Annotated in this window: 15 protein-coding genes; 12 read left to right on the forward strand and 3 right to left on the reverse strand. The window is 60.1% G+C overall.

Annotated features, from left to right (window positions below; genetic code table 11):
- Nucleotides 1-24: 24 nt before the first annotated feature.
- The 8 genes from HWX44_RS11810 (at nt 25) to HWX44_RS11845 (ending at nt 4,563) form a co-directional block, all read left to right on the forward strand.
- Nucleotides 25-285, forward strand: coding sequence for a WhiB family transcriptional regulator (locus tag HWX44_RS11810; RefSeq protein ID WP_175974822.1), 261 nt, complete (start codon nt 25-27; stop codon nt 283-285).
- Between the two features lie 31 nt (nt 286-316).
- On the forward strand, nt 317-670 hold the full coding sequence (locus HWX44_RS11815) for a hypothetical protein (protein WP_175974824.1): 354 nt from the start codon (nt 317-319) through the stop codon (nt 668-670).
- Complete coding sequence (locus HWX44_RS11820; RefSeq protein ID WP_175974826.1) at nt 667-999, forward strand: helix-turn-helix domain-containing protein; 333 nt, start codon at nt 667-669, stop codon at nt 997-999. Before HWX44_RS11815 ends, HWX44_RS11820 begins: the two co-directional genes overlap by 4 nt.
- The gene (locus HWX44_RS11825) at nt 999-1,898 is read left to right on the forward strand and encodes a major capsid protein (RefSeq protein WP_175974828.1); all 900 of its coding nucleotides are present in this window, start codon (nt 999-1,001) and stop codon (nt 1,896-1,898) included. The genes HWX44_RS11820 and HWX44_RS11825 overlap by 1 nt, the downstream gene beginning before the upstream one ends.
- Before the next feature lie 13 nt (nt 1,899-1,911).
- Complete coding sequence (locus tag HWX44_RS11830) at nt 1,912-2,310, forward strand: hypothetical protein (protein ID WP_175974830.1); 399 nt, start codon at nt 1,912-1,914, stop codon at nt 2,308-2,310.
- Between the two features lie 451 nt (nt 2,311-2,761).
- Nucleotides 2,762-2,980, forward strand: coding sequence for a hypothetical protein (locus HWX44_RS11835; RefSeq protein ID WP_175974832.1), 219 nt, complete (start codon nt 2,762-2,764; stop codon nt 2,978-2,980).
- Nucleotides 2,977-3,183, forward strand: coding sequence for a hypothetical protein (locus HWX44_RS11840; RefSeq protein WP_175974834.1), 207 nt, complete (start codon nt 2,977-2,979; stop codon nt 3,181-3,183). The genes HWX44_RS11835 and HWX44_RS11840 overlap by 4 nt, the downstream gene beginning before the upstream one ends.
- Before the next feature lie 420 nt (nt 3,184-3,603).
- Complete coding sequence (locus HWX44_RS11845; RefSeq protein WP_254868235.1) at nt 3,604-4,563, forward strand: DUF1963 domain-containing protein; 960 nt, start codon at nt 3,604-3,606, stop codon at nt 4,561-4,563.
- A gap of 50 nt (nt 4,564-4,613) precedes the next feature.
- Here the strand turns inward: HWX44_RS11845 and HWX44_RS11850 are convergent, their stop codons facing one another.
- A complete protein-coding gene (locus tag HWX44_RS11850; RefSeq protein WP_175974836.1) occupies nt 4,614-5,069 on the reverse strand; it encodes a DUF4442 domain-containing protein in 456 nt (151 codons plus the stop codon).
- A 166-nt stretch (nt 5,070-5,235) separates the two neighbouring features.
- Nucleotides 5,236-6,474 carry an MFS transporter gene (locus HWX44_RS11855; protein ID WP_175974838.1) on the reverse strand — a complete coding sequence of 413 codons (1,239 nt, stop codon included), beginning with the start codon at nt 6,472-6,474 and terminating at the stop codon, nt 5,236-5,238.
- A gap of 325 nt (nt 6,475-6,799) precedes the next feature.
- Between HWX44_RS11855 and HWX44_RS11860 the strand changes: the two genes are divergently transcribed.
- The 4 genes from HWX44_RS11860 to nagE all read left to right on the forward strand — a co-directional run bounded on the left by HWX44_RS11860 (nt 6,800) and on the right by nagE (nt 11,992).
- Nucleotides 6,800-7,678: a poly(ethylene terephthalate) hydrolase family protein gene (locus HWX44_RS11860; protein WP_175974840.1), complete on the forward strand. Its 879-nt coding sequence runs from the start codon at nt 6,800-6,802 to the stop codon at nt 7,676-7,678.
- Between the two features lie 176 nt (nt 7,679-7,854).
- Entirely contained in the window at nt 7,855-9,012 is a 1,158-nt protein-coding gene (locus HWX44_RS11865) for an N-acetylglucosamine-6-phosphate deacetylase (protein ID WP_175974842.1), read from the forward strand.
- 19 nt (nt 9,013-9,031) lie between these two features.
- A complete protein-coding gene (gene nagB / locus HWX44_RS11870; RefSeq protein WP_175974844.1) occupies nt 9,032-9,811 on the forward strand; it encodes a glucosamine-6-phosphate deaminase in 780 nt (259 codons plus the stop codon).
- Nucleotides 9,812-9,853: 42 nt separating this feature from the next.
- On the forward strand, nt 9,854-11,992 hold the full coding sequence (gene nagE, locus HWX44_RS11875) for an N-acetylglucosamine-specific PTS transporter subunit IIBC (RefSeq protein ID WP_175974846.1): 2,139 nt from the start codon (nt 9,854-9,856) through the stop codon (nt 11,990-11,992).
- Between the two features lie 178 nt (nt 11,993-12,170).
- Here nagE and HWX44_RS11880 read toward each other — a convergent pair whose 3' ends face one another.
- Nucleotides 12,171-13,844 (reverse strand): acyl-CoA synthetase, encoded by a 1,674-nt coding sequence (locus HWX44_RS11880; protein WP_175974848.1) that lies wholly within the window; start codon nt 13,842-13,844, stop codon nt 12,171-12,173.
- Nucleotides 13,845-13,860 lie beyond the last annotated feature (16 nt).

Raw genomic sequence — 13,860 nt, forward strand, 5'->3', positions numbered from 1 at the left:
GTGCCCCGGGACGAGAAGCCGCCGATGTTGTGTGTCGGATATTCCCCCTGGTTCGATTCTCGCTTTCACGGCGAGCCTAAACGCCAGTACGAATACCGCATGAAGGTCTGCCGGAATATCTGCGCCCAGTGTCAGCACAAGCGCTCATGCAAGTTCACCGCCGAGCAGCTCACCGCCGCCGAGCGCACCGGTGTGTGGTGTGGCGTCGATATTGGCACCGTTCAGCACCGGCGGGGTATCGACTGGTCTAGCGCGCCGCCGGAACGACCCCAAGACTCCTACTAACAAAATTTTTATCTTTGAAAGGATTCACAAAATGAGTCACCCAAACATGGCTAATTTGGTCCCCCTGGCCCGCACGGCCCTGGTGTGTGCCGTTGACGGCTACGACCCGAAGAAGGTCCGAGTGGACCTAGGCGGTGTCGGCGCTACCCAGAAGACGAACCGCAACGGCGAATCTGACCTGGACGCCACAATCAAGCTGCTGGCCCGCATGGAGCTGACGGACTTCTGGATTTTGAGGACGCTGGCGGTCCAGTCCGCGAACCAGTTGCGCAGCTTGGCTGACCACTTCGGTCTCGACCCCGAGGAGGTCAAGAAGTTCGTTTGGGACCGCCACCGTAGCCTCTCGGAGGCTGAAACGCGCTACCACCAGGAACACCAAGAGTGAGGGCGCTTGCCCTGCAGCCGGGGTCGGTGGTGCTACCGCCGGACTCGGTGGCCTGCTTAGTGGAGCACCTGCGCCGTAGCCCGCAGCCGTCCTCCCTGGCGGCGCGTGCTTTAGTGGCGGACTTGGTGGAGTTGTCGCGGCGTCCTGTCTCGTCACGTGACGTGCTTGTCCTGGAAAAGCAGCAGCTGGTGGACTCGAAATTGACGACCGAGCAGGCTGCGCGATGTTTGGGGATTACCCCGGGGGCTGTTCGGCGACGTATTAACCGTGGCTGTCTGCCTGCCTCATTTGAGGGCGGCAGGTGGCTGATAGATGCAAAGGAGCTTTAATGGCTACGACTGATTTCCATCGTTCGCGCTCTGCGGTTTTGGGTTCGAGGGAAACCGACAAGACCGTGGCGCGTGCGCTTTTCGACGACACTGACCATCTAGCCGACGTGCTGGAGAGCTACGCGACTAACTCTATTCCGGGCTTGGTGTTCCCAGAAGTCTCCGTGCCGACGGGTGTTGCCCAGTACACGCAGGTCAGCGCCGAGGACATGAAGGTCGAGGGCGTTGGCGTGCGCTCCGAGCACTCCGAATACCCTATGGTGCGCTTTACCCCGGGTGATTTGAAGAAGGCACACACGTCAGACATCGGCGGCAAGTTCCGCGTCTCCGACGAGGCCATCGACGCGGGCGACACCTCCTTGATTGAGGATGGCCTGGCGCTGCTGGGCACCTCGATTAACGACACGCTGAACACCATGATGGTCGAGGCCCTGGCCCAGGTGACCGACGAGGAGAACGGCGGCCTGTCGATTGGTGCGAACTCCTTCCACGGCGTGGTTCTCGACGGCGCGAACCCGACGCCTGCCGAAAAGCGCCCGTGGGCGTCCATCGTTGCCGCCCGTGGCCTCCTGCGCAAGCACGGCCTGGCTGCTAATGCGAACGTTCTCTTGCTGGACTGGGATTCTGCAGACGCGTTGACCTTGCTCTATGACCAGAACAACTTGGAGGAGCAGTGGGGACTGACTATCTACGGTTGCGACAAGCTGCCTGAAGGCACTGGCTACCTGCTCGACGCCCGCAACTTCGGCAAGCTCATTACCAAGGGCGGCTTGCACGTCGAGACCTGGCGCGACCCGTCAATTCGCGCCACCTGGTGCCAGTCCTATATCGAACCGGTAATCACTATCCAGCGCCCTCGCAACGTGGTTCGCCTCGTTGGTCTGGGCGTGCAGGGCTAAAGGAGGCTAAACGATGTTGAACTTCACTCCGTTTCTAGACGAGCTTTTCACCCCAGGACAGGCAGTTACCGCGACTGCTACCGAGGACATTAAGCTTGGCCAGCTGGTCGAAATCGTGGCAGCGAACGGCCTGCACGCGACCGCGAAAACTCCTCAGCTGGCTGTCAAGGTAGCGACCCCGGGCGCTGTGGCTTTTGGCCTGGCTGGCCATGACGTGGACAAGGGCGGCGACCTTACCGTGCAGCGCGGGGCCGGTCGTTGTTTCCGTGTCCCGGCTAAGGGGCCGCACATGGCGGGCGACCTCTTGGAAGTTGCCGAAGCTGGCGGTTTCGCCCAGGCCTCGACGGGCGCACCAGTCGCCCAGGCTATCCGCAACAGCGAAGACGGCCACGTGGACGTGACGTTGCTTTAGTCCACCAGTGCCAGGGCCGCGTCAAGCGCACCGCCTACTCATTTTTGGTCAAAGTGATCTCCTTGGAGTAGCGGAAGTAAGGCCCCCATGACCGCGAAAAGCGCGAGGGTTTACCTGCGTCGCCCTGGCACTGCACACCTCCTTGTTAGGTTAAGACCCCCTCTAACGGTTTAAACGTCGTTAGAGGGGGTCTTGCTATGTTTAGGGCCGCTACAAGGACGAATGTGACCTAGGCGACCGTTTCCGTGGGGTCTCCCGTGGCCTCTCGTCGTCTCCGAAGGTGAAAGTACCGGAGAAGGGCCTCAGACGCTCGGAGATACCTTCCCGTGTTTCCCTTGGCCTATACCCCCGAGCGGGGTTTTCGCGGGTATGTCCACAATTGTGCCTACTGGGTTATGCCTGTTTTCCTGGGGATAGAAACATCGTTTCACCAGCACAGACAGGAGACGCAATGAACGGCAACGAACTAACCCAGGAACTGAACCGCCAGCTCGGTGGCTACGGTTTCGAACTCGACAGCTCCACCCTTGAAGCCCTGACCTTCCTCGTGGAGGAGATAGCACCGGAGGGGCGCGAGCGCGTGGCTGACTTCTTCCAAGCTCTGGGAGATTCTGCTTGCCTGGTTGCCGAGTCCGTGCGCTACGACGAGGAGGAGGGCGAGGACCAGTGAGCTACTACGGCTACACGAACTGGGACACCTGGGCTGCTGCCCTCTGGGCGTCCTCGGAGTACTGGGGATACCGACACGTAATGAGCCTGTCGGTAGAGGAGCTGGCGGACTACGTGGCCGAGCACGCCCAGGAGTGGGACAACCTCGACCCTGCGGAGGTAAACCTGCAAGAGCTTTACGAGGCCTTGCACGAGGAGTGCTAGCCCTCTTGCCCTAAACATGAGTGAAGCCCCAATCCTGGTAACAAGGATTGGGGCTTCATGCTATTACCCAAAAGTGACGTGGGTTCCCCGCCCTTTCCAGGAAAACACGCAGAAAATCAGGCTGTCAATACTGTGGCTGCGTGGCTACAATTTGGCTACAAACTACGGTGAGCGCTAGAAAAGTAACGCGAACATCATCGCTGAGCGACCTGGTCTTTCCCAGTAATGAGGGAGGGGCGGAACTGTCACCTGGGGGTTTGACTTCGCTCGTAATGAGAAGGTCGCGAGTTCGATTCTCGCAGGCGGCTCCATACACTGATATACATAGTGCCCTTTCTCTAGCCTTCACGTTAGAGGAAGGGCGCTTTTTGCCTCCTGAATATAAGCAGGGGATTAGTGGTTTCCCTTACAGTTGCTAGCGTGACCGTCTTCGATACCGCTTATGCCCTGAAGTACTCTTTCGACAACATCCCCACTCGCCCTGCTCTTGCGCTTAAGGAAAGCTCACGCCCCGATTCACCCACCACTTCGAAGGTATGCGGCACCCCCTACCTTCCGGAGCACGCGCCCTACCCGTATTACGATGGCCGGCCCATGTTCTTCATTGCCCAGTTCAATTTCTCTGAGCTCGAGCAGCTTCCGGGGTTCCCCACGACTGGGCTTCTTCAGTTATTCGTGCCTGATACTGATTCTTGGGGCGTCTTTCTGACGGTGCCGGACCAGCAGGATTCGCGCCAAGAACCCACCCCGTTCGCCAGGTATTTCGAAGACCTTTCGGCACCGCATGTGGGCGAGATGCCCGAGGAAGAGATCCTGGATTCAATCGAGCAGCATCCAGCTCCCAAGCCATTCGATCCCGTCACGATCGATGGAGTTCGATTCGACCAGGAAGTTAATTACACCACCCACGAGTTCGGCCGAACTATTTTCGACCCGAAAGGTCCCTACACCTTGCTAAGGAGAGGCCAGGATTACGTGGATATTCACACGTATGAAGGAAGCCTTGTTTCGCGTTGGGTAATCGGAGGGGAGACGACTTTCGAGCAACCCACCCGTGATGGCCAAGGATCGACGAAAGACGCATTTGCCGCGGCAGTCGCGCGCGCAGAACAACAGGGTTTTACTGTCGATCCTCACGCCGATGAGTACCTAGAACCCATTGGCGGTGGGGATGCAAACGGATCCTCGCTCGGTGGATACGCAGTTTTTTGGAACCCGATCCTTATGGATCCGGCTGATCCCCGAATTACGCTCGCGACAATAGACCAGGATGGCCCTTGCGAATGGGGCGACGCCGGGGTTGGAAACTTTTACATTCATCCCGATGACCTCGCTGCGCGCAATTTCGATCGGGTCTACTTTGTCTGGGATTGCGGATAAGACCCGTGTTGAGTATGCCGGAGTAAGCCTTCAGTGAACTGACGTAGCGCTTACTTCTGCTTGCGCCGGTAGTACACCTGGCGGCGCACATGGGCGACGACATCGCCTTCCTCATCAAGAATGTCCACGTCGAACCAATGCAGGTACTTCTCGCCGTTGGCCGTCTTTTCTTCGATGAGCGCGTAGGTCTCCTCGGGGATGCGCATATCGGCGGTGACCGTGCCGCGGCCGGGTTTCAGGTATTTAATCTCACCAGCGACATCCCAGATGCGGTACTCCTTGCCCAGACGGTGCATGGAGGCAAGCATGAAGAAGGGATCCGTCATGGCGGAGAGCGTGCCGCCGAAGGCAACGCCCATGGCGTTCTTGGTCAGCATGTTTGGCGTGTGGCTGACAATGACGCGTGTGCCATCATCAGCGAATTCTTGGATCTTGATGCCAGCGCCTAAGAAGGGCGGCCAGAAGCCCATGAAGCGCTTGAGCTGACGTGCAGAAAAGTGGGCCATGAGGATAGCTCCGTGTCAGTTTGTGGGGGCAGGTGGGTTAAATGGCGTCAACTCTACCGTTGTGGGGTAGGGGTTAGTTGCGCTCCGTGGCGTGCCGGTTGTCATGGCTACATTTTTGCTAAATCTCCAGATAACTGACGAAGTAGATTTACTGCAGAATTAAATGCTATTTGCTGTCGTTGTCTTGGCTACCGGAGGCACCGTAGATGGTGGTCTTCAGTGTTGGCCCCACAGTGAGAATAGAGGTGCCAAACCCTGATACGACAAGGGCCGCAGCTGGGCCAATGGCACTTACAACAGGTGCTCCGATGATGTATCCAATAAGCATTGCGGAGCTGTTAATTGAACCCATCGTAGAAAGCGCTTTGGGCTTCACTTCATCAGATACGGATCCGACAACGACTATGCGTAGTGCGGCTACCTGAGCGGCATTGCAGACTCCGCCAAGGAGGAAACATGGAATGCAGAGCCACAGTGAGGGAAATAGTCCAGGTAAAGCTATGAAGCACCCCATAGCGAATCCTGCCCCGGTCAGGATCTTCTCGGCGTTCTGTGAGTGAAGGCGAGCTGAAAGCCGAGCGCCAAAGATGCGGCCCACGATAAATGCTTGGGCAATGATGGCATATAACGTACCGCTTACGTGGAGGGTCTTTGTTGCATAGAAGACAAGCGAAACGTTGAAAATCGAGGTGCAGATAATTGCTCCCCAAATGCTGGTTAACGCGGATCGAGCGCTTCTATTCTTCAGCAAAAGAGAAGGCGCTTCGAGGACCTTTTGGAGAAAACTCGGTGAAGAGTCTTTGGTTTCTGGATGAAGCAGTGTTTTCTGGGGCGAGGATTTATAAAGGAAATAAAAAGCAAGGAGCGAGACCCCAACGGCGCAGGCTTCGACGAAGAGCGCTGTCTGCAGGTTTCTTTGGTCCAGTAGTAATCCACCTAGAGGCGGGCCTAGGAATCCGCCGCCAAGTCGGGCTGTATCTAAGAGGGAGAAGGCTTTCGCCTGCTGTCCTTCGTCGACCTGAGAATCAGCGATGGTGAAAATGGATGGAATTGACAGGCCGCTTAAGCATGCAGTGACGAGGTTTCCAAGAATGAGGATCAATGGCTCTGGATAGGCCGCCATTGATAACAAGCCCAGAAGATCTAAGAAAAGTGCAGCAAGCGCAATGTGATAGCTGTTGAATTTGTTGAAGAGTGGGGCCAGAAAGGGGACTGCAAAAACTTGAGCGCAAGTACCAGAGATAAAAATGCTTGCCACTAACAGTTCGCCCTTGTTGAGTTCGGCGAAGTGGAGTGAAATCGAGAGGCTGGTCATTGACCCGCACACTGACAATAAAAAATATGTGGCCGTCAAGGTATAGATAGATAAAAGCCCTTCGCCACCACTGTTTTTAGGGGGATGCATTTAGGCTGCAACTGTTTTGTTGACCTGACCGCAGGGCGGACCTGAACGTCCTACTGTGACTACTTCGGAAAGCGATTCGGAGATAACCATTCTTTCTCCCATATGTGATGCCGGTTATATTCAGCAAGATAATGATGTGTGTCTCATATCGCAAGGGCGCAGTTGGGGCAGGAAGCGATCTGCCCGATGAATTGCGGCATTACTTTGGTACACCCTTAGACCTGCCTGCCTCCACTTCAAGCGGAGGCAGGTCATGCACGGTGTATAGGAAAAAGTAGTGCTAGCGCTAGTGACCTTCGCTCTCGTGGGAAACACAATATAGAGCATGAAAAAGCTTGTGGTTGGCATGATTGCCGTGGTGACCGTGATTGTGGTGGCGTTTGTCGGGTTTGTGGGATTCATGCAGTGGGTCGATGCAGACAGCGTGACCGGTGATGACGGCGTAGCTCCCGGATACAGCGCTGAGACAGGTGGCCCGCTGGAAGCGTCGTTTGCGGGCGAGGGGCCACACGAGGTCGACGTGCGGCGCGACGGCGACGTGACCGTTGCGGCACCGACGGGTGCGGGACCATTTCCGGCGGTGGTCATGGCTAATGGCACGAACACGCCGCTGAGTAGCTACCTGCCTGTGGCGGAACACCTGGCAAGTTGGGGCTTCGTGGTTGTCGGCGATGAGACTCCCCAAACCGGAACCGGGGAGAATGTCGTGCACCTAATCGAGCGCTTGCCGGAACTGGATTCTCGCGTGGATCGATCACGGGTTGGCATTTTCGGACACTCACAGGGTGGCGCGGGCGCCATCAACGCTGCGGCCCACACGGAGGTAGCAGCTGTGTATGCGGCGAGCCCGGCCTCCCACAAAGTGGCACAGTCCAATGACTGGGACTACACCACCGCGGACGTCGAGGCACCGTTGTTCTTGATGACGAGCGATGGCCGTTCAGACCGCTGGCTTGTCAGCCCGTGGTCAGACCTAGAGGAGAGCTTTCAATCAGCCGGTGGTCCGGCAATCATTGCCCGCCGCCTGGGCGCGGACCACAAGGACGTTTTAGAGTTCGGGGACGGCTATGCCACCGCGTGGTTCCGCTACATTCTTGCTGATGATCCTGATGCACGAGACGTGTTCGTTGGCGCTTCACCGGCGGGTGCCGGTGAGCTGGCGAGCAACGCGCTCTGGGACCGAGTGGCCACCCGTGGCTGGTAGTTCGCGGGGTCTTTCGCCATCCCATGCGGTGTACCGAACACGCAAAAAGCTACCTGTGCTCACACGCCTCTTTGCAGGAGGCGTGGTTCACAAAAATCGGCAGCCCTGATAAATTTCAAATGAAGTGTCAACCGGGCGGTGCCACGCCAGCCTGTACAAACAGAATCGAATGAGTTATGCAGACAAAGGCGAAAGGCCACGTCGAGGGCCTCTACATTGATGAGAACTTCGAGCTGCGCGCCGGAGCCGTCACGTTCGGGGAGAACATTGAGGGCATAGTGCTTGGCGACGTCCCCGCAGCCGAGGCTGCCTGGCGCGCCGGGGAACCAGATGCGCTGCTGTGGGTGCCCGGTTTCGTGGACCTGCACAACCACGGAGGCAACGGCGGGGGATTCCCTAACGGCGACTACGAGCAGTGCCTGGCCGCAGCCCGCTTCCACCGCGCGCACGGCACCACAACGCTGTTGGCCAGCTTGGTCTCCGGCACGCAAGAAGAGCTGTGCGCGCGGGCCGGGCTTTTGGCCCAGCTGGCTGAGGAAGGCGAGATCGCCGGCATCCACATGGAAGGCCCCTTCATCGCGGCGGCCAAGTGCGGCGCGCAGGACCCTTCGCGCATCGTGCCGGGCGACCCGGACTTCTTCCGTGCAGTCATTGCCGCGGCTCGCGGCCACCTGCGTTCGATTACCTTTGCGCCGGAAACGGAGAACGTCGACAAGCTGCTCGAAGTCTGCGCGGAGCATGGCATCATCGCCAGCCTGGGCCACACCGAGGCCGATTACGACACCACGCTGAGCGTTATCGCCAAGGCTAAGGAGCTCGGCCTGACCGTGACTGGAACGCACCTCTTTAATGGCATGCCTTCTATTCACCACCGCGCGCCGGGCCCGGTAGCGGCCTTGCTCACCGCGGCGAAGGCGGGGGATGTGTCCGTCGAGCTCATTGCAGATGGTGTGCATCTTGTCGACGGCGCCGTGGACATGGCTCACAGTCACCGCGCCTTCGCCATCACTGATGCCATGGCGGCGGCCGGCATGGCCGATGGTGACTATGAGCTGGGTTCGCTGCCTGTCACCGTGAGCGGGGGAGTCGCGCGCGTGCCCAGCGGTGCTATCGCGGGCGGCACCTCTACTTTGTCTCAGCAATTCGCCAGCTTCGCCGCGCGCCATGGTCTGGGCGAGGCGGTGCGTTTTACCTCCACCACGGCAGCGGATGTGCTGGGATGCAAAGATCTCGGCCGAATCGCTGTTGACGCTCGTGCCAATCTGGTGGGTCTCAATGCCCAGCTGGAACCGGTGCGCGTCATCGTCGACGGCGCGGACATCCCACTCTCTTAAACACACAGGAAGGCATCTCATGGAAATCCTCATCCGCTCCACGCCGGCCGAAGTGGCCGTGGAAGCCGCGAACATTTTCGCGCACTACGCCAACGCCGGGTCCACCCTGGGCCTGGCCACGGGCTCGACCCCGGTAGCGATGTACAAGGAGCTCATTACGCGCCATGAGCGCGGCGAGGTGAGCTTTGCCCGCAGCCGCGCATTCCTGCTCGATGAATACATCGGGCTGGAGCGCACCCACGAGCAGTCTTATTACTCCACCATTCGCCGCGAATTCACCAGCCACGTGGATTTCAACGACGACCTGGTGAAAAGCCCCGCTGGTGACGCGGACGACCCGGCAGCCGCCGCGGCCACCTATGACAAGGCCATCCGTGATGCTGGCGGCGTGGATATCCAACTGCTGGGCATCGGCGCCAACGGACACGTCGGCTTTAACGAGCCTTCCAGCTCCCTGACGTCGCGCACCCACGTCACTACTCTTCACCCGCAGACCGTGAACGATAACTCCCGTTTCTTTGACACCGTGGACGAGGTGCCGCGCTTTGCCGTAACCCAAGGACTGGGAACGATCAGCGAGGCGCGTCGCCTGCTCTTGCTGGCTACCGGTAGCAATAAGGCCAATGCTGTGCGCAACATGGTGGAAGGCCCGCTGTCTGCGCACTGCCCGGCCTCAATCCTGCAGTTGCACCAGCACGCCACGGTGATTGTGGATGAATCCGCTGCTTCCCAGTTGGAGGACCGCGAGTACTACATTTTCGCCGACCAACATCGTCCTCACCGCCCACTCTTTTCCTAAAATCTCCATCTAATTCCTTACTAGTGTGAAAGGACTCCTCGCATGAAAGTCGATGTCATGGGGCCGCTGCAGCGGCTCGGAAAAGCGCTCATGGGCGCCGTGGCGGTGCTGCCCGTCGCGGCGATCCTCTGCGGTGTTGGTTACTGGATCTCCAGCGCCGCCGGCCCGGATAACCTCGCCGCGCAGCTGCTCATCAGCTCCGGTGATGCGGTGCTGGCTAACCTGGGCTGGATCTTCGCCATCGCCATTTCCTTCGGCCTGGCCAAGGATTCCAACGGTGCCGCGGCACTGTCTGGTTTCTTGGCCTTTGCCACGTTCATGAAACTTCTGGGCCCGGAGGCCGTGGCCGGCTACCGTGGTATCGAAGATCCCACCGCGCTGACCGGCGATGAGGCGCTGGAATGGGCCGCGGAGGGCTGGAATGCTGTGGGCGGCGGCAACGTCCTCTTCGGCATCCTCGCCGGCATCATGGCGGCCTGGGTATATAACCGTTTCCACGGCACCAAGCTGCCGGACTTCCTCGCCTTCTTCTCTGGCCGCCGATTGGTGCCGATCCTTACCGCGATCTTCGCCATGGTTGTCTCCGGCATCCTCTACTTTGTGTGGCCGTTCATCTACAACGCGCTGTTCAACTTCGGTACGTCCATCCAGGGGCTGGGCGCGGCGGGTGCCGGCATCTACGGCGTGGCTAACCGCCTGCTCATCCCGACCGGCCTGCACCACGCGCTGAATTCCGTCTTCTGGTTCGACGTCATCGGTATCAACGACATCGGTAACTTCCAGGCCGGCCAGGCCACCATCGACGCCGCCGCGGCCGCGACCTCTGCCGCTGATTGCCCGGGTATTTGGGCCAACGGCCAGTGCACGGTCGAGGGCGTCGTGGGCCGCTACCAGGCGGGCTTCTTCCCGGTCATGATGTTCGGTCTGCCGGGTGCGGCACTCGCCATGTACCTGCGCGCGGATAAGAGCAAGCGCAAGGTCGTCGGCTCCCTCATGGCCGCTGGTGCCCTGGCCTCCTTCTTCACCGGCGTGACCGAGCCGTTGGAGTTCTCCTTCATGTTCGTCGCCCCGCTGCTCTACGTGGTGCACGCGCTGCTGATGGGCCTGTCCGTCTTCATCGCCTCCGCCATGGAGTGGACCGCCGGCTTCGGTTTCTCCGCCGGTTTCGTGGATATGCTGCTCTCCTCCCAGAACCCGCTGGCCAACAAGTGGTACATGCTGCTGGTCATGGGCGTAGGCTTCTTCTTCCTCTACTTCGTCATCTTCTACTTCCTCATCGGCTGGCTGAACCTGAAGACGCCGGGCCGCGGCGAGGATGAGACCGACGACGCGGCGGATTCCGTCAGCGGTGATGACAAGACCGCAGCCGATGCCGCGCGCATCATCGAAGGCCTCGGCGGCAAGGACAACATTGACTCCCTGGACTACTGCACCACGCGCCTGCGCGTGGGCGTCAAGGATCGCGCGCTTGTCGACGACTCCGTAATCAAGCGCGCCGCCGTCTCCGGCGTCATCCACCCCTCGGAGAAGAGCGTCCAGGTCATCGTGGGCCCGGCCGTACAATTCATGTATGACGAGGTCAGTCACCAGCTGCGTCACGGTTCTCCGGCGTTGGCCACGGCGGGTGCTGCGAGCGCGGCTGGAGCCAGCGCGCCGGCCAGCGCCGCTTCCGCTCAGAGCGTCAGCGGTGATACCGCTGGCGGTGATGCCGCCGACGTCGACGTGCGTGCCCCGTTCGCCGGAGACGTCGTCGAGCTCTCCCAGGTCCCGGATGCGTCCTTTGCACAGGGCATGGTGGGCGAAGGTTTCGCAGTCATGCCAGACGCCGTCGATGCCTTCGACGTCTGCGCTCCGGTAGATGGCACCATCACCATGGTCTTCAAGACGGGCCATGCCTTCGGCATGCAGACCGCGGATGGCCTAGACCTGCTTATCCACATCGGCATCGACACTGTGGAGCTCAAGGGCGAAGGTTTCACGGCCCTGGCCAAGAAGGGCGATACGGTCACCGCCGGCACGCCGATCATCGCGGTGGAGGCGCAGAAGCTGCGCGAGCGCGGCGTCAACCTCATCACCCCGGTGGTGTGCCCGACGGCCAAGCAAGTCGCCGGAGTCGACATCGCTCGCGAGGGGCATGTCCAACCGGGCGAGGTTGCGGCCACCGTCAAGCGCAGCAACTAACCTGATTCGGCCCATCTCAAGGGATGGGCCGGCGGGGCCAAATCCCAGATATAAAAACTGCCCGAGTTGCCAAAAACAACGTTGCTCCCTGCGGTGAGGAGCGAAGGTTTTGGCAACTCGGGCAGTTGTGGCTCGGAGGGCCCTATTTCAGCCGGGAAATCTGGAGTGAAGAAGCCGGCTAGTCGGTATTGCTCAGCAGGCGCGGCACCACCTTGCCCGTGGCATTGCGCGGCAGCTTGTCCAGGAAGTGGACATCGCGCGGCACGGAATGGTCGGCGAGGTTCTCGCGGACCCAGGTGCGGATGGCGTCGGCAGTCACGGTGTTGCCCAAGGAATCGCGCGTGGTCACGGCCCACACGGCGATGCGCTGGAAGGTGGTTTCATCCTCCACACCGCCGGCATGCACTTCCGCGATGCCCGGCATGGTTTCAAGCACCTCCGTCACCGACTGCGGGTGCACGTTCTCGCCGCCGACGATGATCATGTCATCGGCGCGGCCCACCACGTGCAGGTAGCCCTCGGGGTCGATATAACCCAAGTCCCCGATGGAGATGAGGCCATCAACCTTGTTGAGCGGAATCTTCGGGTTGGTATAGCCAATGAGTGCGGTGGAGTTGGTCAGATAGATTTCGCCGACCTCGCCGCGCGGGACTTCTTTGCCATCCTCATCGAGGATGCGCAGCTTCGTGCCAGAGGCAATCTTGCCGCCGATAGTCGGGTCCTTAGCCACCTCTTCCATGGTGGCCGTCGATGCCAGCGCCAGCTCCGTGGAGCCATAGACGTTGCAGAGAATCGGGCCGAAGCGCTCGTGGGTTTCTTTGACGATCTCCGGGGTCAGCGCATGTCCTGCGGAAGCAATGAACTTCAGGCTGGAGGTGTCATAGGCCGAATCTGGGTCGGCCTGCACCATCTGGCGGAAGAAAACGGGGGAGGAGAGCAGGCCATCAAGTTGGTAGCGCTGGATGTCATCGAGCGCGGCCGCCGGGTCAAAGACGCGGCGGGTGACAATGGTGTTGCGCAGGCCCAGCGCGATGTTGAGGCAGGCCCAGCCCCACGTGTGGAAGATGGAGGCGGTCATTTGCACCTTTTGGTCCCCACGCCACGGCACCGCATCCACGATGGAGGCAACCACCACAGGCAGCGTGGGCTCTGGGCGCATAATGCCCTTGGGGATGCCGGTGGTGCCGGAGGACATGAGCACGATATGCCCGTGCTTGGGCCAGGTGGGAAGCTTCTGCTTCTCGACGTCCCGCGGGTTCACCACGATCTGGCGCAGGGTCGGGGTCTCGGCCAGCTCAGCTGGGATCTCCTCGCCGGACTCATGACCAATCACGACCTGCAAGCCAGCAACGGGGCTGGGGCTAGCGCTGTCTGCGGGGGCAAGGCGGTCAACGAATTCATCGTCGATAACGAGCACGTTGATGCGGTTTTCCTCAATGCATCCGGCGAGCTGCTCAGGGGAGGAGCCAACGTTGAGCAGGAAGATATGCGCTCCGGCATAACCTTTGGCGGCCAGCGGGGTGATAATGCCGCGGCCGTTGCGGGCCATGACGCCGAGACGGATCTCGTCGAGGCCCAGGGAGAGCAACCAGCGCGCGAAGGTCTGGGATTGTTCGCGCAGCTGGCGGTAGGTGAGGGCCCCGTCGTCGTCGATAAGCGCTAGGCGTTCTGGGCAGGTCAGGTATGCCTGCTCCACCTCGCGGGCGGTGGTGAAGCGGTAGCGGGCGAGAACCGGCGCGGTGGAGAGTACTGCCCGTGGGCCGCCAGCGGGGCTAATAAGGCCGGCGCGAAAGAGGGCGGGGACAAAACGCGCGAGAGCGGCGGCATGGAAGGTGAGATCAGAAAGCTTCATAGAGTTCTCATCGTAG

Origin of the sequence: Corynebacterium sp. Marseille-Q2823 (assembly GCF_903645345.1) — a bacterium.
Classification (GTDB): domain Bacteria; phylum Actinomycetota; class Actinomycetes; order Mycobacteriales; family Mycobacteriaceae; genus Corynebacterium; species Corynebacterium hiratae.